This is a genomic window from Allobosea massiliensis, from assembly GCF_042655245.1.
Taxonomy (GTDB): domain Bacteria; phylum Pseudomonadota; class Alphaproteobacteria; order Rhizobiales; family Beijerinckiaceae; genus Allobosea; species Allobosea massiliensis.
The window spans coordinates 67,082-84,504 of the sequence record NZ_JBHSLU010000047.1 but is presented as its reverse complement, the minus strand read 5'-3'; the positions used below and the strand labels follow the sequence as shown (position 1 = coordinate 84,504).

At 65.8% G+C, this 17,423-nt stretch carries 18 protein-coding genes; 9 read left to right on the top strand and 9 right to left on the bottom strand.

Annotation, left to right across the window (positions count from 1 at the left end; genetic code table 11):
- Positions 1-226: 226 nt before the first annotated feature.
- The 6 genes from ACFPN9_RS15755 to ACFPN9_RS15730 form a co-directional block, all read right to left on the bottom strand.
- On the bottom strand, positions 227-547 hold the full coding sequence (locus tag ACFPN9_RS15755) for a MerR family transcriptional regulator (protein ID WP_067254363.1): 321 nt from the start codon (positions 545-547) through the stop codon (positions 227-229).
- Between the two features lie 98 nt (positions 548-645).
- Positions 646-1,707 (bottom strand): GGDEF domain-containing protein, encoded by a 1,062-nt coding sequence (locus tag ACFPN9_RS15750; protein ID WP_067254366.1) that lies wholly within the window; start codon positions 1,705-1,707, stop codon positions 646-648.
- A gap of 9 nt (positions 1,708-1,716) precedes the next feature.
- Positions 1,717-3,813: a methyl-accepting chemotaxis protein gene (locus ACFPN9_RS15745; RefSeq protein ID WP_377817240.1), complete on the bottom strand. Its 2,097-nt coding sequence runs from the start codon at positions 3,811-3,813 to the stop codon at positions 1,717-1,719.
- A gap of 327 nt (positions 3,814-4,140) precedes the next feature.
- A complete protein-coding gene (locus ACFPN9_RS15740) occupies positions 4,141-4,830 on the bottom strand; it encodes a transmembrane anchor protein (protein WP_067993595.1) in 690 nt (229 codons plus the stop codon).
- A 34-nt stretch (positions 4,831-4,864) separates the two neighbouring features.
- Positions 4,865-5,599: a HupE/UreJ family protein gene (locus tag ACFPN9_RS15735; RefSeq protein ID WP_067993592.1), complete on the bottom strand. Its 735-nt coding sequence runs from the start codon at positions 5,597-5,599 to the stop codon at positions 4,865-4,867.
- Positions 5,600-5,650: 51 nt separating this feature from the next.
- On the bottom strand, positions 5,651-6,037 hold the full coding sequence (locus ACFPN9_RS15730) for a hypothetical protein (protein WP_067993589.1): 387 nt from the start codon (positions 6,035-6,037) through the stop codon (positions 5,651-5,653).
- Positions 6,038-6,137: 100 nt separating this feature from the next.
- On the opposite strand from ACFPN9_RS15730, the gene ACFPN9_RS15725 reads away from it, so the two are divergent.
- From ACFPN9_RS15725 to ACFPN9_RS15685, 9 genes are all read left to right on the top strand, one after another.
- Complete coding sequence (locus ACFPN9_RS15725) at positions 6,138-6,413, top strand: metal-sensing transcriptional repressor (protein WP_067993587.1); 276 nt, start codon at positions 6,138-6,140, stop codon at positions 6,411-6,413.
- Positions 6,414-6,425: 12 nt separating this feature from the next.
- A complete protein-coding gene (locus tag ACFPN9_RS15720) occupies positions 6,426-7,772 on the top strand; it encodes an MFS transporter (protein ID WP_067993584.1) in 1,347 nt (448 codons plus the stop codon).
- A 98-nt stretch (positions 7,773-7,870) separates the two neighbouring features.
- On the top strand, positions 7,871-8,464 hold the full coding sequence (locus ACFPN9_RS15715; RefSeq protein WP_377817239.1) for an ABC transporter permease: 594 nt from the start codon (positions 7,871-7,873) through the stop codon (positions 8,462-8,464).
- Between the two features lie 169 nt (positions 8,465-8,633).
- Positions 8,634-9,449, top strand: coding sequence for a chromate resistance protein ChrB domain-containing protein (locus ACFPN9_RS15710; protein ID WP_067993579.1), 816 nt, complete (start codon positions 8,634-8,636; stop codon positions 9,447-9,449).
- Positions 9,450-9,462: 13 nt separating this feature from the next.
- On the top strand, positions 9,463-10,863 hold the full coding sequence (chrA, locus tag ACFPN9_RS15705; protein WP_067993575.1) for a chromate efflux transporter: 1,401 nt from the start codon (positions 9,463-9,465) through the stop codon (positions 10,861-10,863).
- 1 nt (position 10,864) lies between these two features.
- On the top strand, positions 10,865-11,245 hold the full coding sequence (locus ACFPN9_RS15700) for a hypothetical protein (RefSeq protein ID WP_067993574.1): 381 nt from the start codon (positions 10,865-10,867) through the stop codon (positions 11,243-11,245).
- A gap of 17 nt (positions 11,246-11,262) precedes the next feature.
- Complete coding sequence (locus ACFPN9_RS15695; RefSeq protein ID WP_377817238.1) at positions 11,263-12,282, top strand: Cj0069 family protein; 1,020 nt, start codon at positions 11,263-11,265, stop codon at positions 12,280-12,282.
- Positions 12,283-12,581: 299 nt separating this feature from the next.
- Positions 12,582-13,922 carry a sensor histidine kinase gene (locus ACFPN9_RS15690; protein ID WP_067993572.1) on the top strand — a complete coding sequence of 447 codons (1,341 nt, stop codon included), beginning with the start codon at positions 12,582-12,584 and terminating at the stop codon, positions 13,920-13,922.
- A 28-nt stretch (positions 13,923-13,950) separates the two neighbouring features.
- Complete coding sequence (locus ACFPN9_RS15685) at positions 13,951-15,078, top strand: sugar ABC transporter substrate-binding protein (RefSeq protein WP_067993570.1); 1,128 nt, start codon at positions 13,951-13,953, stop codon at positions 15,076-15,078.
- Between the two features lie 215 nt (positions 15,079-15,293).
- On the opposite strand, the gene ACFPN9_RS15680 is transcribed toward ACFPN9_RS15685, so the two are convergent.
- Genes ACFPN9_RS15680 through ACFPN9_RS15670 form a run of 3 tightly spaced genes read right to left on the bottom strand, consistent with a single transcriptional unit; the run spans position 15,294 to position 17,417 of the window.
- Positions 15,294-15,674 carry a cupin domain-containing protein gene (locus ACFPN9_RS15680; RefSeq protein WP_245451184.1) on the bottom strand — a complete coding sequence of 127 codons (381 nt, stop codon included), beginning with the start codon at positions 15,672-15,674 and terminating at the stop codon, positions 15,294-15,296.
- A 58-nt stretch (positions 15,675-15,732) separates the two neighbouring features.
- Positions 15,733-16,671, bottom strand: a complete 939-nt coding sequence (locus ACFPN9_RS15675; RefSeq protein WP_067994493.1) for an electron transfer flavoprotein subunit alpha/FixB family protein — start codon at positions 16,669-16,671, stop codon at positions 15,733-15,735.
- Positions 16,671-17,417 (bottom strand): electron transfer flavoprotein subunit beta/FixA family protein, encoded by a 747-nt coding sequence (locus tag ACFPN9_RS15670; RefSeq protein WP_067994495.1) that lies wholly within the window; start codon positions 17,415-17,417, stop codon positions 16,671-16,673. The genes ACFPN9_RS15675 and ACFPN9_RS15670 overlap by 1 nt, the downstream gene beginning before the upstream one ends.
- Positions 17,418-17,423: the final 6 nt, after the last annotated feature.

The following is a 17,423-nucleotide window of genomic DNA, read 5'->3' as shown; positions in this document are numbered from 1 at the left end:
CGCTACCTTGCTCGCGAGGTCTTCGCCCTCATCATGCAGCGCCAGAAGGAAATCAACGCGACACGTATCGCTGCTTGACAAACAGAAGGGCGTCCAAGGCGAGAGCGGCCATAGCAGGGACCGCGATCGCTGACGCGGCAGATGTTCCTGACTCAAGCGCTACCTCAATTGGGAGATATGCCTTGCGTCGATGCGAAAACAAAATCTCCGGGTTTAACAATCGCCGTCATGAGTGGCTCTTTGATCGAATTTCTTCTTTGATCAATAAAGCTGCTGTTTCTAGCTCTGCCATCCTATCGTAGATGTATTGTAACTGAGCACGGAGCTTATGGACGTCGATGGCATCGTTCTCGATCTCCGAGAGCATGAAGCCCATTCGAACCCAGCGAACGACCTGCGCGACGCGAGCATGATCCTCATCATCGTACATGCGCAGAGATTTGTCGCTCGAAAATCGCTTGGACTTTATCAGCCCTCTTTGTTCGTAGTAGCGGAGAGTTCGCAGGCTCAACCCAAACTCATCAGCGATCTGGCGAATCGTGCGCATGAATATGACGTAGCGGTATCGTTCGTGATTGACTAGCTTGATGCGCTGACCAGGTCCGACTTCGTCGACCCGATGCTGCCCGTTGCATTGTTGCCGCGCTATCCATCGACGACGGGTGACTGTGGCAGCGCGTCCTGGGTTTCGGTGCGATTTCTCCCCTTGCGTTTGGCCATGAGGAGCGCGTGGTCGGCTCGGTCCGTTAGAGTTTCGGGCGTGTCCCCCGGCCTGTGAGCCGCGACGCCGAGCGAGAGGGTCACCCGGCCAAGAGATTCATTTGTCGATCGCTTGATAAGTTCCCGAGCGAGGAGCGTCTGCCGGACGGCCTCCGCGCAGTCCCAACCACCGCTCAGCGGCGTGTCGGGGAGGATGATTGCAAACTCTTCGCCACCGAACCTCGTGATCACGGCAGTCTTCGGAAACTTGTCCGTCATTGTCCGGGCGACAAGCCGCAACACCTGATCACCCGTCAGGTGGCCATGCTCGTCATTGAAGCGCTTGAAGAAATCGATGTCGGCCATGATCAGGGTCAGCGGCAGGCCAGACTTGGCGACTTGTGCGACGTAGGTCTGCAGCCTCTCTTCGAAGTGACGGCGATTGGCCAAGCCCGTGAGCGTGTCTGTCTGCGCTTCCAGACGCGTGGTGGCCAGTGCTTCCCTCAAGACGCGAATTTCGCGCGCACTGTCGCGGAGCCGGGTTTCGAGTTTTGCTTTCCGTGCCACTTCCGCCCGTGTCGAGAGAACGAGCGTCTCGACCCATGCGTGAAGCTTCGTTCGCTCCGGCGAGGACGGTCCCTGTTCCGAGATCTCACAGAGCTCCCGGTGATGGCGCTCGCTTGCATCCAACGAGGCGGTGATCGCTTCCGTCAATGTCGTCAGCTCGTGCAATATCTGACCGCTGGTGCGTTCAGCTTGATCGACGATCTGGTCGGTTCGGATGAACCGGTCGTACAGGCGATCCAACGCCGCTCCCTCGACCTTCCCTTCAGCCTCCACGACGACTTGCAGAAGATTGGCGCTCAACGCCGGCATCTCGCCGGACAGATGAGCGTACCAAACCTCGAAGGCCCTCGGATAAGACGGCGATCCGTGCAACCGCATCGCAGCGACGACCCGATCCGCCAGGCCGTCCGGTCCGACACGCTCCGCAACGACATGGGTCATGCTGCCGGCTCAGAACTCGTCCCAGCCGGAGTCGCCGGCGCGGCTGTTGGCGACCTTCCTGGCCGGGGCCGGCGCGTGGGCGGCAGCTTTGGCGAGAGCGGGCCGTGGCGCCGGGGTGCGGGCCGGCGCTTGTGCGAAGGCTGTCTCCGCGAGCTGGCGCAGCCGGGCGGGCCCGGTCGCGGTCGACATCGTGCCATGGCCGGCTGAAGCGCCCTCCGGCCCTGTCCTGAACGCGGCGACGAGGTCGTTGAGCTGTCCGATGCGGTTGGAGAGCGAGCCGGCCGAGGCCGCGCTCTGCTCGGCGAGCGCCGCGTTCTGCTGCGTCATCTCGTCGAGATGCGCGACCGCCTGGCTCATCTCGTCGATGCCGTTGGCCTGTTCGCCGGACGCCGCCGAGATGTCGGCGATGGTGGCGGCGACCTTCTTCGAGGCGGTGAGGATCTGGCTGAGCTGCTCGCCCGCCTGCCGCACCAGCTTCACGCCCTCGCCGACCTCGCTGTTCGAAGACGAGATCAGCGCCGAGATGTCCTTCGCCGCTTCGCTGGAGCGCTGGGCGAGCGTCCGGACTTCCGACGCGACCACCGCGAAGCCCTTGCCGGCATCGCCGGCGCGGGCGGCTTCGACCGCGGCGTTCAGCGCCAGCAGATTGGTCTGGAAGGCGATGTCGTCGATCACCCGGATGATGTCCGAGATCTTGGTCGAGGCGTCCTCGATCCGGGCCATGGCATCGACCGCCTGACCGGCGATGGCGCCGCCGGCTTGGGCGGCTTCCATGGCTTCGGTGGCGATCGCCGCCGCCTGGCGCGAAGCCTGGGCCGAGGCCTTCACCGAGGCCGCGAGCTCTTCGGTCGTGGCGGCGATCTCCTCCAGCGAAGAGGCCTGTTCCTCAGTGCGCTTCGACAGATCGTCGGCACCCGTATTGATCTCGCGGGCGGCGAGAAGAATGGCCTGGGACGTCGAACTGATCGCTCCGACGATTTCCTGAAGCCGCTCCGTCGTCATGTTGATCGACCGCTGGAGTTCCGCGAAGCGGCCCGCATAAGCGCCATCGACACGATGGGTGAGGTCGCCTTGCGAGATCGCTTCCATCGCCGCGGCGAATTCGCCGGTGGCCTCCTCGACGGTTTGGTTGATCGCGTTGATGCCCTCGACGAGCCGGTTTAGCCCTTGCTCCGCGACGCGCGTGGAGGCCCGGGCGGAAAAGTCGCCCTGCTCCGCACTGGCCACGATCGCCGCGACATCATCCACGACGCGCTGGGTGGAGCGGTTCTTCTCGGCGGCGCTGGACGCTTCCGATCTCATTCGTTCTTGGTCAGCCTCGGCACGCGCCTGCAGGTCGCTCCGGAAACGGTCGACCGCGCGTGCGATTTCGCCGACCTCATCCCGCCTCGCGCCTCCCTTGACCTCCGCATCGAGATGCCCCGTCGCGAGTTGCGACATGGTCTGGATCAGCTCCCGCAAGGGTCGTGACACGCTCAGGTTCAGCCACGCAGCAACGGCCATGTAGCCGAGCAGGAGCGGCACGAGCACGAGCAGCACCGCGCTCAGCAAGTCGCGGAAGGACGACTGGATGTCGGAGGTATGCAGGCCAGCCGCGACGATCCAGCCCCATTCCGGAACCCCATGGACATAGGAGATCTTCTCCGAGGCGAAATCTTCGCCAGGCTTCTTCCAGGAATAGGCGAGGAACCCGGCCCGCCCGGATTTCGCCAGTTCGACCATTTCCTGAATGATCGGACGGCCGGTGGTGTCCTTGACCCCGAGTGCCGACTGCCCCTCCAGCTTGGGCAGCAGGGGATGCATGACCATCTGCCCTTCGGTATCGAAAATGTAGATGTAGTTGCCGCCATCGAAGCGGGACGAACGTAGCATCTCTGCCAGGCGCGCCTTGACCATTTCCGGCTGCTCGGCGGCGGCCGGTGTCTGCCGCTGACCCTCAATCATGGTTACGGCCGATTCCACCAGGAAGCGGATCTCCGAACGCTTTTGCGTGATCATCGCGTCACGAGCACGCGTCAAGCTGAAGGCGACAGCACCGACAGCGATGATCCCGCTGAGAATCGCCAGCAGAGCGAAGCGGCGAGAAATAGTCAGACTTATGGACATCTGGCGCCTCAAAGACAGTTAGCAGGGTTGCGTTAGGTCACCGGCGTGTCGAAAGAGTTAACTTGATCGGCGACCCGCAACGCGTTGGCGCTGGAGCGCCACTAGCTGAGCCGATTCTGCAGGCGTCTCTATGCCGCAGGTCAGCTTGTTCTCCCGACGGGGCTGTCCATCACTGCTTGTCGGTCGACCGCAATTTCTGCTAGCGTCCGCTTCTGGGTTGGCCGCCAATGTCAGGAAGTGGCGCATCTGGCGTGAGCCATGCGGGTTCTGCTGCAACTATGGGCCGTGGATCGCCGGCTGGCTTCGTAGCCAGCCGGCGGGCAGACTTCACATCATGCGTTTGATCTCGCCGTAAGCGCCCGTCGTCTTCAGTGTGATCGTGACGTCCTGCTTGCCGCGGTTGCGCCAGAACCAGCCGTGCGAGCCGTCGAACTCGGCGGTTAGGACGCCTTGCTCGCCGGCCGAGCCACGCCCGGTCTTGTAGCTCTTCTCCTTGCCGCCCGCGCCGGGAGTTCCGTGCATGTCGTAGTTCACGACGCCGTCCTTGGCGGTCCAGTCGAAGTCGACTTTCGCGCCGGCCTTCATGGTCAGCTTGTATTCGACGCCCTCGGTTGGTTTCAGCGTGATCACGGTCTCGTCCGTGCGCGAGGGTGCAGCCTGGGCGAGGATCACCCGCTCGCCAGCCTCAGCCGACGAGACGAACAGGCCGGCGAGGATCGTGCCGAGCAGCGACGAGCGCTGGTCCGGCGCAGGCGTTGCCGGCGCCGGCGGGGTCGGCGGCGTCTGGCTGTCCTTGATCCGGTCGGCTTCAGCTTCAGCGGCGAGCTGAATCTTGATCTCGCCCATTTCCGTCAGCTTCAGCATGCGGCCGATGCCGGTCGGATCGATCGCATATTCGGCCGGCAGGACGATGGTCACGAGGATCACGACAGCGGAGACGGCGGCGATTGCGGTGGAGCGCAGCAGCTGGGCCGTGGTCGGCAGCTCGGCGCGGGTCGGGATGTCGGTGTTATACATCGGGTGAGGTCCTTGAGATGAGGTCTCTGGGATTTCAGGAAACGAAGTAGCCGGTGAGCTGGTAGCCGACGAGGACGAAGCCCGCGGTGAGCATCCAGACATTGGCGGTGTAGGCGTGGCGCCAGAATCCGGCGGTGCGGCGCCAGAAGCCCATGGCGATCAGGATCATGCCGAGCGCGGTCAGCTGGCCGAGCTCGACGCCGACATTGAAGGCGAGCAGGTTGGGGATCAGCCCGTCCGGCGAGATCTCGTATTCCAGGATCTTGGTCGAGAGACCGAAGCCGTGGAACAGGCCGAAGATCAGCGTCGCTGCCTTCGTGTTCGGCTGGTAGCCGAGCCAGCGCTGGAAGGCGCCCATGTTGTCGAGCGCTTTGTAGGCGACCGACAGGCCGATGATGGCGTCGATGAGGTAGCTGTTGATCCCGACGTTGAAATAGACGCCGAGCAGCATCGTCGTCGAATGGCCGAGCGCGAACAGGCTGACATAGATCGCGATGTGCTTGGCCCGGTAGAGGAAGAAGATCACCCCGAACAGGAACAGGATGTGGTCGTAGCCCGTCACCATGTGCTTGGCGCCGAGATAGACGAAGGGGAGCAGGTGCACCCCCGTGATCTCCTTGATGTAGCCCTTGTCGCCCTCGGCGACGGCGTGGGCCAACGCGCTCTCGATCCCCGGCAGCAGGAGCAGGAAGGCGAGCGCGAGAGGAAGGAGCAGACGCAAGGCTGCGTGATGCAGCAGGCGCCGCCCTCCGGTTAGAGGTCGTTGCATGAAGGATCCGATGGTTCGTCGTTGAAATCTGCCGCACGTGCGGCGGGAAGTTCAGGCGACGACGGATCGAGGCGGACGTTCCAGGCCCGCGGGCTCGCCGGAGGCCGAGCGCTGATGCTCGTGCCGGATCGCCGTGCGCGCAAAGCGCGGCGTACCCAGTGGGGTCAGCGCGACGATGTTGGCCGTCTCATGGACGTGATCGGCGGTGTTGTGCCCATGGACATGGCCGGGAAGCCGTTCGTCGGCCTCGCCGTCGTCATGGGCATGCCCATGCGCCGCGATCTCGGCGGCGAGTTCCGCATGCCGGATGGCTTCAGCCTGCGCGATGGCGTGGGCGTTGTGGCCGGCCGAGACGTGCACGGCCGACAGCGTCATGCCCAGCGCCATCGCGAGCGCGATGACGAGGCAGGAGAGCGCTTTGATGCGGCCACGCAGCATGATGAGCAGATAGAAAGCCTGTTGCTTAACGAATGGTTGACAGCGCCGGGCCCCGGAGCACGCCACTTCCCATATCCCCCCTGGGGGGTTATGGGAAGCCATGAGCGATCACGTCCACGCCAGCCATCCCGCCATCGCCAAGCGGCTGCGCCGCGCCGGCGGGCATCTCGCCAAGGTCGTGGCGATGATCGAGGGCGGCAGCCCCTGCCTCGACATCGCGACCCAGCTGCAGGCGGTCGAGAGCGCCATCGTCCAGGCGAAACGCACCCTGATCCAGGACCATCTCGATCACTGCATCGAGCATGTCGTCGCCGAGGTCCCGCCCGAGCGCCGCCGGCCCATCGACGAGTTCAAGGCGATCGCCAAGTTCCTCTAGAAGGATCAGTCCATGCTCGCCGTCCTCGCCAACCGAACCTATGGACGGCTCTTCCTCGCGCAGATCATCGCGCTGCTGGGCACGGGGCTGTTGACGGTCGCGCTGGGTCTGCTCGCCTTCGCCCTCGCGGGCGACAGCGCGGGCACGGTTCTCGGCACGGCGCTGGCGATCAAGATGATCGCTTACGTCGCCGTTGCGCCGGTGGTCGGGGCCTTCGCGGCGCAGCTGCCGCGCAAGGCCTTCCTGATCGCGATGGATCTGGTCCGGGCCGCGATCGCGCTGCTTTTGCCCTTCGTCAGCGAGATCTGGCAGATCTACGTGCTGATCTTCCTGCTGCAATCGGCCTCGGCCGCCTTCACCCCGACCTTCCAGGCGACGATCCCCGACGTGCTGCCCGACGAGGCGGACTACACCAGGGCCCTCTCGCTCTCGCGGCTGGCCTATGATCTGGAGAGTTTGATCAGCCCGATGCTGGCCGCCGCGCTGCTGACTGTCATCAGCTATCACTGGCTGTTCTCCGGCACGGTCGCAGGGTTTCTCGTCTCGGCCGCACTCGTGCTCTCGGTGAAGCTTCCGGTCTCGCCAGCCGTCGCGCGCGAGGGCGGGATTTACGACAGGACCACGCGGGGGGTGCGGATCTATCTCGCGACGCCGCGGCTGCGCGGCCTGCTCGCGCTCAACATGGCGGCAGCTGCCGGCGGCGCGATGGTGATCGTCAACACGGTCGTCTTCGTGAAGGGCCGGCTGGGGCTCGGCGACGGTCAGGTCGCGCTCGCACTCGCCTGCTTCGGCAGCGGCTCGATGGTCGCAGCCCTCGCCTTGCCACGCCTGCTGGAGCGGCTGCCCGACCGGCGTGTCATGTTCGCGGCAGCGATCTTTCTCGGTGGCGTGCTCGCGGTCGCGGCAGCTTTCCTCTCTGGCAGCGTGGAAAGCCCTGTCTCGACCTTGTGGCCGGGCCTGCTGGCGACGTGGCTCCTGCTCGGACTGGGCTATTCCGCTGTTCAGACGCCATCGGGGCGGCTGCTGCGTCGCTCGGCCCATGCCGAGGATCGACCGGCCGTGTTCGCCGCGCAGTTCGCTCTGTCGCATGCCTGCTGGCTGATCACCTACCCTCTGGCCGGATGGCTGGGCGCGGCCTTGCCCATGTCGCTCACCTTCGCCGCCTTCGCGCTGCTGACGCTTGCCTCCGTCCTCGTCGCGGTGCGCGTCTGGCCGTCCGACGAGTTGGGCGACGTCGTCCACGGTCATGACGATCTGCCGGCAGATCATCCCCACCTCGCAGGCGTCGACGGGAACCGTCATGCCCATGCCTTCGTCATCGACGACCTGCATCGGGAGTGGCCCGAACGGGTCGGCTGAACACGAGTGCGGCCCTGATGATGGATTGGGCGATCGGCTTCCAACGCGGCCTTCACACGCAAGCCCTGGCGGCATTGAAGGCCCTCCCGGACGCTGGCTTGGCGGGCATGCCGGCGCTGGTCGTCGCGGCATTCAGTTTTGGGATGCTGCATGCGCTGCTGCCCGGTCATGGCAAGTCGCTGCTCGCCGCCCACTACGCCGGTGATGGCCACTGTCGTGGCGCGATGCTTTCCAGCGCCATCCTGATCCTGACCCATGTCGGATCGGCCATCGTCATCGTCCTGACGGGCGCCGCCGTCATCCAACGCACCTTGGTCGGCGCCGGGCGGGCGCCCATCCTGGAGCGCTCCAGCCAGATCCTGATCGTGCTGGTCGGCCTGTGGCTGCTCTGGCGGGCCTTTCGACCGCATCGGCACGACTATGGCCGATCGGGTCCCGCGCTCGCCTTCGTCGGCGGCCTTGTCCCCTGTCCGCTCACCACCTTCATCATGGCCTATGCGGTGGCAAACGGTCTCGTCCTCGCCGGAGTGCTCCTGTCGGCGACCTTCGCCTCCGGCATGATCGTGACGGTCGTCGCGTTTCCGCTGGCGGCGATCCTACTCCGCGGCCGCCTCGTTGCCATCCTCGATCGAAGCTATGCCCTGCAGCGCCGCATCGGGTTCGGCTTGGAGGTCGCAGCGCCATGGCGGTGACGGCGCTCGGCCTCTGGCCGTTGATCGCGAGGTAAGCCTCCACAACGATCCTGTTGCAAGCCACCGCGCCTTGTGGTTCAAGCTCGACCCAAGGGGTTCTTCGCGACGACCCCGTGAGGCGTCAGCCCAATGTTCGCGTCCACTTTCCTCTCTTCAGGGATGGACGCCCATGTCTTCCAACATCCAGATCACCGCTGCCCAATTGTCCCGGCTCGTCGGCCTACCGGACGCGCCGACCATCGTCGACGTCCGCATCCCCGACGACGTCGCGCTCGATACGCGCATCCTGCCCGCTGCCGATCATCGTTCACACAAGAACGTCGCGGACTGGGCGCGCGACTACGCCGGTCAAAGCGTCGTCGTGGTCTGCCAGCGCGGCCAGAAGCTGAGCGAAGGCGTCGCCGCCTGGCTCAGGCATGAAGGCGTCGAGGCCGAGAACCTCGCAGGAGGCTTCGAGGCGTGGCGCGATGCCGGCGGCCTGCTGGCCTCGACGGCCAAGCTGCCGCCCCGCGACGGACAGGGTCGCACCCTGTGGGTCACACGCTCGCGTCCGAAGGTCGACCGCATCGCCTGCCCCTGGCTAATCCGCCGCTTCATCGACCCCAAGGCGGTCTTCCTGTTCGTCACCGCGGCCGAGGTGACCGATGTCGCCAGCCGCTTCGGCGCCACGCCCTTCGACATCGACGGCGTCTTCTGGAGCCACCGCGGCGAGCACTGCACCTTCGACGTCATGATCGAGGAGTTCGGCCTGGCCTCGCCTGCGCTTGACCGGCTAGCCACGATCGTGCGCGCCGCCGACACCGCGCGCCCGGATCTGGCCCCCGAGGCTCCCGGGTTCCTGGCGGCCTCGCTCGGCCTCTCGCGCATGTACCGGGACGACCTCGAACAGCTCGATGCCGGCATGCTGCTCTACGATGCCTTCTACCGCTGGTGCCGGGACGCGACGGAGGAGACGCACAACTGGCCGTCCGGGCCGAAGGCCTGAGCGAGGGAGTGCCATGACCCTCGCAACCCCTACCGACGCCGCCATCGCCGCCCCCACCACACCCAGCTTTGCCCAGGCCGTCAGGGTTTGGGCGAGGATCGGCTGCCTCTCATTCGGCGGCCCCGCCGGCCAGATTGCCATGATGCACAAGGAGCTGGTTGAGGACCGCCGCTGGATCGGCGAGCAGCGGTTCCTGCATGCCCTGAACTACTGCATGCTGCTTCCGGGCCCCGAGGCCCAGCAGCTTGCGATCTATATCGGCTGGCTGATGCATCGCACGATCGGCGGCCTCGTCGCCGGCTTGCTCTTCATCGTCCCCGGCGCGCTGGCTATGCTGGGCCTCAGCCTCCTGTACGTCCTCTATCGCCACGTGCCGCTGGTCGACGCCGTCTTCTTCGGCGTCAAGGCGGCCGTTCTTGCGGTGGTCGTCGAGGCGGGTCTCCGCATAAGCCGCCGCGCCTTGAAGAACCGGGCGATGGTCGTCATCGCAATCGCGGCCTTCATCGGCATCTACCTGTTCAAGATCCCGTTCCCGATCATCATCCTGGCGGCAGGCCTCGTCGGCTGGCTCGGGCAGCGCTACGCGCCGGCGACCTTCGCTGGCGGCGGCCATGGTGGGAAGGTCGGCGCGCCCGAGTTCAAGGGCGTCGTCGACCTGATGTTCGAGCGGGGAGAGCTCGGCCACGCCACCCCGTCGGGTGCCAAGGCCATCAAGACCTGCGCGATCTGGCTGCCGATTTGGCTCGGGCCCGTGCTGGCGCTCTGGCTCCTGACGGGCGGCGCGAGCGTCTGGACGCAGATCGGCGGCTTCTTCAGCACGATGGCGGTCGTCACCTTCGGTGGCGCCTATGCGGTTCTGGCCTATGTCGCGCAGGCCGCGGTCGAGACTTTCGGGTGGCTTCAGGCGGGCGAGATGGTGGACGGGCTCGGCCTGGCCGAGACCACGCCGGGACCGCTGATCCTCGTCCTCCAGTTCGTCGGCTTCCTCGCCGCCTACCGCGCGCCAGGCGGTCTCGATCCGCTGCTGGCGGGGGGCCTCGGCGCGCTCCTGACGCTCTGGGTCACGTTTGCACCGTGCTTCTTCTGGATTTTCCTTGGTGCGCCCTATGTCGAGGCTCTGCGCGGCAACAAGGCACTCTCGGCCGCGCTGACGGCGATCACGGCGGCGGTCGTCGGCGTGGTCATGAACCTAGCGCTCTGGTTCGCTCTTCACGTCGTCTTCCGGCAAGTTCGCTCGGTCGAGTTCCTCGGCTTGGCTCCCGACCTACCGGTCCTGTCCTCGCTCGACTGGCGCGCCGCCGTGCTATCGGCTGCCGCCATGATCGCGATGCTGCGTTTCAAGGTCGGCATGATCCCGACGCTCGCGGCCTCGGCCCTTGCCGGCGTCCTGATCATCCACGTGATCGGAGCGTGACATGCGCGAGCGGAAACTGGCAGCGGCCTTCCTTGCGCTCTGCGCCATGGGCATGGCGTTACCCGTCAGCGCCGAGAAGGGTTCGGCAACAGATGGGTTCAAGCGCATCCGCGGCGGCGCGATCCAGCGGCTGATCTCCGGCAGGGAGTTCAGCGACGGCGTCCATTGGCGCTACAGCTTCCAACCGGGTGGCGCGCTCACGGAATATGCCATGAGCCGCCGGCAGGGCCTTCGCTGGCAGACGAAGGACGACGCCCTGTGCTGGCGATCGGCGCGGGGCGAGGAATGCTTCGAGGTCTGGACTTCGAGCACGACGCTCCGTCTTCAACCCGTCGCGCTGGGCAGCCCCTTCGAGGGAAGCCTGTCGCGGTTGGTGCCTTAGCCCAGAAAGGCTGCGACATGTCCCTACAGTCATCGGGAAGGGTCGCCATCCTCTGGCGCGGCGACCGCGAGGCGCGCGAACGGGCGACCCCGCAGAACTCGCGCTTCCACCGGATCTTCGAGGAACTCGCGGCGCTCGGCATCGCCGCCGAACCGGCTGTGTACGACGAGGAGACGCACGACGAGGTTCGCGCGCAACTCCTCCACGTTGACGGCGTGCTCGTCTGGGTCAACCCGCTCCAAGACGGGCGCGACCGCCTCTGGCTGAACGAACTACTTCGCGAGGTCGCGACCGGGTCCCGCTGGGTCAGCGCACATCCGGACGTCATCGCCAAGCTGGGCGTCAAGGAAGTCCTCTTCCACACGCGCGGGATGGGATGGTCCGTAGGCGCGGAGCTCTACGCGTCATATGACGATTTCCGGCTGCGGTTTCCGGAGCGGCTTGAGCATGGTCGGACGCGCGTCCTCAAGCGCAGCCGCGGCAACGACGGCCAGGGCGTCTGGAAGGTCGAAAGGGTGGCCTCGGCAGCGGGCGCCGACGAGGTGTGCGTCCGCGAGGCCCACGCCCCGAGCGAGCCCAGGACGATGCCGCTCGACCGGTTCCTCGAATCCTGCCGAGGCTATTTCGACGGCGGCGAAGCCATCGTCGACCAACCCTTCCAGCCCCGGCTCCGGGACGGCATGATCCGGTGCTACGTCAGCGAGGACCGGGTCGTCGGCTTCGGGCACCAGCATCCGCAAGGGCTGATGGACCCCGCCGACATGCATCCGGACGCGGCGCTCGGCAAGGTCATGTTCCCCGCCGACGAACCGCGGTTCGAACCCCTCAGGGAGCGGATGGAGGCGGCCTGGATACCCGAGCTGATGGAGCTGCTCGATATCGCCAGGAGCGACATGCCCGTGATTTGGGACGCCGATTTCCTCTACGGCCGGTCGACGAAGGCGGCGCTGACACGTACGTGCTGTGCGAGATCAACGTCAGCTCGGTTTTCGCCATCCCTGACCAAGGCTCAGGCGCCATCGCCGTATGCGTTCTGAGACGGCTCGAACAACGAGCCTGTGCGGTCACGCAGGTCGATAATTCCCCAGTTTGAAAGTCAGCTTCCGGCTATCCATCCAATGTCAGCGATTGGCGCTTGTCGCCTTGGCGCATCTCGGCTGCGCGAGTTGCTGGCGCGGCTCTAACGCGAGGTCACAGCGCTGCGGGATGTCTAGCAACAGTCAACTGGCCTTAGTTGCGGCGTACCGCTACATTCTCTACGCGCTGTTGATCGTGGGGCCGTACGTCCCGCGTGTCGCCATTCGGAATTGCGCGCAAATGTCGAGGGCGCAACAGAATGCCGATCTCCCGGCGATTTCTCGTAACCTCCACCATTGCCTTCCTGCTGACCGCGGCAGCGGCGCTGATGGGTCTGGTTGGTGCGACCGTCTGGCTGAGCCAGCGCGCCCAAACCGATGCCTCGATCATTGACGAGCAGCGCTTGGTGCGCGATCGCTCCGTTGGCGTCAGGGAGGCCCTGCTCTCGGCGGAATCGAGCCTGAGGGGCTATGTGCTGACCAGCAACGAGATCTATCTCGCGCCCTATGAGAACGCCAAGCTCGTGGCGCAGGAGCAGATCGGCAAGCTCGCTGCGGACCTTGCGGGCAGCGCACGCTTTCAGGCGATGATGCCGCGCCTCAAGGCCCTGGTCGACCAGAGGATCGCGGATCTCGACGAGACGATGCGGGCGCGGACCACCGACGGCCTCGGCGATGCGTTGGCCATCGTCGCCACCAATCAGGGCAAGGCCCTGATGGACGAGGTGGAGGTGTTTCTCTCGGCGATCGTGATCGAGGCCGAGGACGCACTGACCGGCCGGCTGCGGACGCAGACGACCAATATCCTGGCGCTGCGGGTCGGTACGATCCTGGCGAGCCTGCTGATCATCGGGGTGGTTATCGGCGTTGTCGTGACATTCGCACGATATACCCGCGAGATCGTGCAGGCCCGCGACGAGCTCGCCCTTGCTAATGCCAGCCTGGAAGCGAGGGTCGCCGAGCGGACGGAGGATCTGGTCCGCGCACGCGACCGGGCCGAGGTGCTGCTGACCGAGGTCAACCACCGCGTCGCCAACAACCTCTCCTTCATCGGGGCGCTGATCCGCCTGCAGCGCCAGGCGCTTCCCGACAAGGCGGCCAAGGACGCGCTCGACGAGACCGGCGCGCGCATCCAGGCCGTGGCGGAGATCCACAAGCATCTCTACACCTCCGGGGACGTCACTTCGGTCGCACTGGACAGCTATATGACCGCGCTCCTGGCGCAGCTTGAGCAGACGCTGGCATCCGGCGGTTTTGGCGCGTCGATCAGCCATGAGATCGAGCCGGTGCGGGTTTCCACCAGCGCCAGCATCAGCCTCGGCATTATCATCACGGAATGGGTCACCAACGCCTTCAAATACGCCTATGGCGGGCACAGCGGCGAGGTCCGCGTGCTGGCGCGCAGGCTGGACTCCAACCTGCTCGTCGCGGTCGAGGATGATGGCGTCGGCATGCCGGTCGGCGGGCCGGCGCGCGGCACGGGTGTCGGCTCCAAGATCGTCACCTCGATTGCGCGCTCGCTCAAGGCCGAGGTCGATTATATCAGGCGCAATCCCGGTACCGAAGCGCGGCTCGTCATGGCGCTGGAGCCGGTCTCGTGACCTGGCCGGGCGGGATCGGAGCAGGCGGATGAGCGTTTCACGTAGGGCGGTACTGGGCGCGCTTGGGCTGGCGGCGGTGCCGGCCCTGCTCCGTTCGCAGGAGGTCGCCCGCGGCATTACCGCCCCCCGACGCTTTGCGCCCTTTAATCCTGCCGCGGCGCGCTGCTCGCCTCCGGGCGGGCTGACCAGGACCCTCGTCTTCGCCCAGGACAACCAGCGCGAATTCGTACAGAGCGCCGCCCGGGGCATGGCGCTGGCGGCGCGGCAGCGGGGCCTCGCCTTCGAGGTCGCCCTGGCCGACAATGATCCGCGGGCGATGGTTGGCCAGGTCCGCAAGGCGCTTACCGACCGGGCGGGTGCCCTGATCGTCGCGCCGATCGACGTCGCGACACTTGCTCCGGTGCTCCGGCTGTTCATCGCTCAGGGAGGCTATGTCGGGTCGATCGTTCCGCCGCCGGCCACCACCATCCTGAACGCCCCGCAACTGGCGACAGGCAGGGCTTTGGGCGATGCCGCCGTGGATTACATCCGGACGCGCAAGGGAGGCGAAGCCCGCGTCGTACTGCTTACGCATGACAGCAACCAGTTCCTGGCGCAGCGCTTCGTCGCCATCCGCGCCGCGCTCAAGAGCCTACCGGGCGTGCGCATCATCGCCGACATCTCGCCCAGGACCGTCGACAAGGCAGGGGGCCACGCGACTATGCGCACGGTCCTTCTGGCGCATTCGCGGGTCGATGTCGTGCTCGGCGCCGACACGGTCGTGCTCGGCGCGCTGGCGGCGCTGCGCGAAGCTGGCCTCGCCCGAGACGACCAGTTCATCGGGGGGATCGACGGCGAGCCGGAGGCGATCGCCGAAATGCGGCGAAACGGGCCCTACAAAGCCAGCGTCGGGCTCGCCTCGCCGATCTTCGGCTATGCACTGGCGCAGCACGCCGCCGACTGGCTTGAAGGCGGATCGGTGCCCCAGGGCCTCGACATCCTGCCAAGCCTAATCTCCCCGGAAAGCCTCGGCCAATTCGAGCGCGACACGGCCGACCCGGCGGCGGTCTATCACGACGATGCGCGCCGCAGCGCCTATCTCAAAGCCTATGGCAATATCTGCCATGATAGCCGCGCCGATTATGTCGATTTTGGCTGGTCCTCAGAGCTGAAATAGACGGCGTTTGTGCGGTTGAACTCATTCGGTTCTGAGGTCCGGTTTTAGGCGCTGGCCCAACTTCAGCTAATGGCGCGATCGAGCCGACCAGAGAGGGACTGACGATGCCAGCTCCCCACCTCGTTGCGGACGTTCCAGTTGCCCCTTGAGATGGCACTCGTTCGGGAAAATGCCAACATCTCAAGCCCGCTCATGCGATGCTTCGCGCCTCTCGTTCAGGACAGCGCGTCAGCGACGTAGTACTGTACTTCAAGCATTGTGCAGCCACTTTCCGACCGGAACGGTCCATGAGGCGTTCCCGGCGGTCGGCAGGAATACATCATCGCATCTGGGGTAGCAGCACCGCCGCCGATGGGCCCGATCGCACCCTTGATGACGAAAACCTCCTCCCAATAGTCGTGGACGAGGGGCTCGGTCGTCGCGACGCCTGGAGCAAAGCGGACGAGGCGGGTTCGAGCGCCCGTCTTGTTCTCCTCGTCCAGGTCATCGGCCAGCATTTTCACCTCAAGCCCCGCCGGAAACCCCGGCAAGGGCAGCCAGCCGTCGTCGTCATCGAACGGCAGCATTTCGATGTGCCGACGGGGCGCTTTCGACATCCTGTGCTCCATGCGCTGACTAGCACCTGCTCTGCGGTCGCTCGGCTCCGCCGCCCCCTCAGCCCCGCGCCAGCTCTTGCACGACCTCAGGCAGTAGCGTGAAGAGATCGCCGACGAGGCCGTAATCGGCGACCTGGAAGATCGGGGCTTCCTCGTCCTTGTTGATGGCGACGATGACCTTGGAGTCCTTCATGCCGGCCAGATGCTGGATCGCGCCGGAGATGCCGACGGCGATGTAGAGTTCGGGAGCAACCACCTTGCCGGTCTGGCCAACCTGCCAGTCGTTGGGGGCGTAGCCGGCATCGACCGCGGCGCGCGAGGCACCCATCGCGGCGCCGAGCTTGTCGGCGACGGGCTCGATCACCTTGGTGAAGTTCTCGGCCGAGGCCAGAGCGCGGCCGCCCGAAATGATGATCTTGGCCGAGGCGAGCTCTGGACGATCCGACTTCGCCACCTCCTCGCCCTTGAAGCTGGAGGAGCCGTGGTTCTCGACAGTACTGACGCTCTCGACCGCGGCCGAGCCGCCTTCGCCCGCAGCCGCGAAGGACGCGGTGCGGATGGTCAGCAGCTTCTTGGCGTCGGTCGACTGCACGGTCTGGATCGCGTTGCCGGCATAGACCGGGCGCTCGAAGGTGTCGGCCGAGACGATCTTGCTGACGTCCGAGACCTGCATCACGTCGAGCAGGGCGGCGACGCGCGGCAGCACATTCTTGCCGATGGTGGTCGAGGGCGCGACGATGGCGTCGTAGCCCTCTGCGAGCTTGACGATCAGCGCCGCGAGCGGCTCGGCCAGCGCGTGGCCATAAGCGGCGTCATCGGCGAGCAGCACCTTTTCGACGCCGGCGAGCTTGGCCGCGGCATCGGCCGCGCCCTTGGCGCCCTGGCCGGCGACGAGGACATGCACCGGGCCGCCGAGCTTGGCGGCAGCCGTCAACGCCTTGGCGGTGGCGTCCTTGATCGAGGCGTTGTCGTGTTCGGCGATCAGCAGCGTGGTCATCAGATCACCCCGGCGGTCTTGAGCTTGGAGACGAGTTCGGCGGCATTGGCCACCTTGACGCCGGCGGAGCGGCCGGCAGGCTCGGCCGTCTTCAGAACCTTGAGGCGGGGCGCGACATCGACGCCGAGCGCTTCGGCCGTGGTCTCGTCGAGCGGCTTCTTCTTCGCCTTCATGATGTTGGGCAGCGAGGCGTAGCGCGGCTCGTTCAGGCGCAGATCCGTGGTGACGATCGCCGGCAGCTTGAGCGCCACCGTCTGAAGACCGCCATCGACCTCGCGGGTGACATCGACGCAATCCGCGCCGAGTTCGACCTTGGACGCGAACGTGCCCTGTGGCCAACCCAGCAGCGCGGCGAGCATCTGGCCAGTCTGGTTGCAATCGTCGTCGATCGCCTGCTTGCCGAGGATGACGAGGTCGGGGCCTTCCTGCTCGACGACCTTCTTGAGGAGCTTGGCGACCGCCAGCGGCTCGACAGTGCCGTCGACCTTGACGAGGATGCCGCGGTCGGCACCCATCGCAAGACCCGTGCGGATCGTCTCCGCGGCCTGCGCCGGGCCGATCGATACGACGATCACCTCGGTCGCCTTGCCCGCTTCCTTCAGCCGCAGCGCCTCTTCGACGGCGATCTCGTCGAAGGGATTCATCGACATCTTCACATTGGCGAGCTCGACGCCCGACCCGTCCGCCTTCACGCGGATCTTCACATTGTAGTCGACCACCCGCTTTACAGGCACGAGGATTTTCATGTCGGA

Coding starts and splice junctions, on each gene's coding strand:
- ACFPN9_RS15755 (WP_067254363.1), bottom strand. CDS start 547: ATGCGCACGATTCGCCAGATCGCTGATGAGTTTGGGTTGAGCCTGCGA.
- ACFPN9_RS15750 (WP_067254366.1), bottom strand. CDS start 1,707: ATGACCCATGTCGTTGCGGAGCGTGTCGGACCGGACGGCCTGGCGGAT.
- ACFPN9_RS15745 (WP_377817240.1), bottom strand. CDS start 3,813: ATGTCCATAAGTCTGACTATTTCTCGCCGCTTCGCTCTGCTGGCGATT.
- ACFPN9_RS15740 (WP_067993595.1), bottom strand. CDS start 4,830: ATGTATAACACCGACATCCCGACCCGCGCCGAGCTGCCGACCACGGCC.
- ACFPN9_RS15735 (WP_067993592.1), bottom strand. CDS start 5,599: ATGCAACGACCTCTAACCGGAGGGCGGCGCCTGCTGCATCACGCAGCC.
- ACFPN9_RS15730 (WP_067993589.1), bottom strand. CDS start 6,037: ATGCTGCGTGGCCGCATCAAAGCGCTCTCCTGCCTCGTCATCGCGCTC.
- ACFPN9_RS15725 (WP_067993587.1), top strand. CDS start 6,138: ATGAGCGATCACGTCCACGCCAGCCATCCCGCCATCGCCAAGCGGCTG.
- ACFPN9_RS15720 (WP_067993584.1), top strand. CDS start 6,426: ATGCTCGCCGTCCTCGCCAACCGAACCTATGGACGGCTCTTCCTCGCG.
- ACFPN9_RS15710 (WP_067993579.1), top strand. CDS start 8,634: ATGTCTTCCAACATCCAGATCACCGCTGCCCAATTGTCCCGGCTCGTC.
- chrA (WP_067993575.1), top strand. CDS start 9,463: ATGACCCTCGCAACCCCTACCGACGCCGCCATCGCCGCCCCCACCACA.
- ACFPN9_RS15700 (WP_067993574.1), top strand. CDS start 10,865: ATGCGCGAGCGGAAACTGGCAGCGGCCTTCCTTGCGCTCTGCGCCATG.
- ACFPN9_RS15695 (WP_377817238.1), top strand. CDS start 11,263: ATGTCCCTACAGTCATCGGGAAGGGTCGCCATCCTCTGGCGCGGCGAC.
- ACFPN9_RS15690 (WP_067993572.1), top strand. CDS start 12,582: ATGCCGATCTCCCGGCGATTTCTCGTAACCTCCACCATTGCCTTCCTG.
- ACFPN9_RS15685 (WP_067993570.1), top strand. CDS start 13,951: ATGAGCGTTTCACGTAGGGCGGTACTGGGCGCGCTTGGGCTGGCGGCG.
- ACFPN9_RS15680 (WP_245451184.1), bottom strand. CDS start 15,674: ATGTCGAAAGCGCCCCGTCGGCACATCGAAATGCTGCCGTTCGATGAC.
- ACFPN9_RS15675 (WP_067994493.1), bottom strand. CDS start 16,671: ATGACCACGCTGCTGATCGCCGAACACGACAACGCCTCGATCAAGGAC.
- ACFPN9_RS15670 (WP_067994495.1), bottom strand. CDS start 17,417: ATGAAAATCCTCGTGCCTGTAAAGCGGGTGGTCGACTACAATGTGAAG.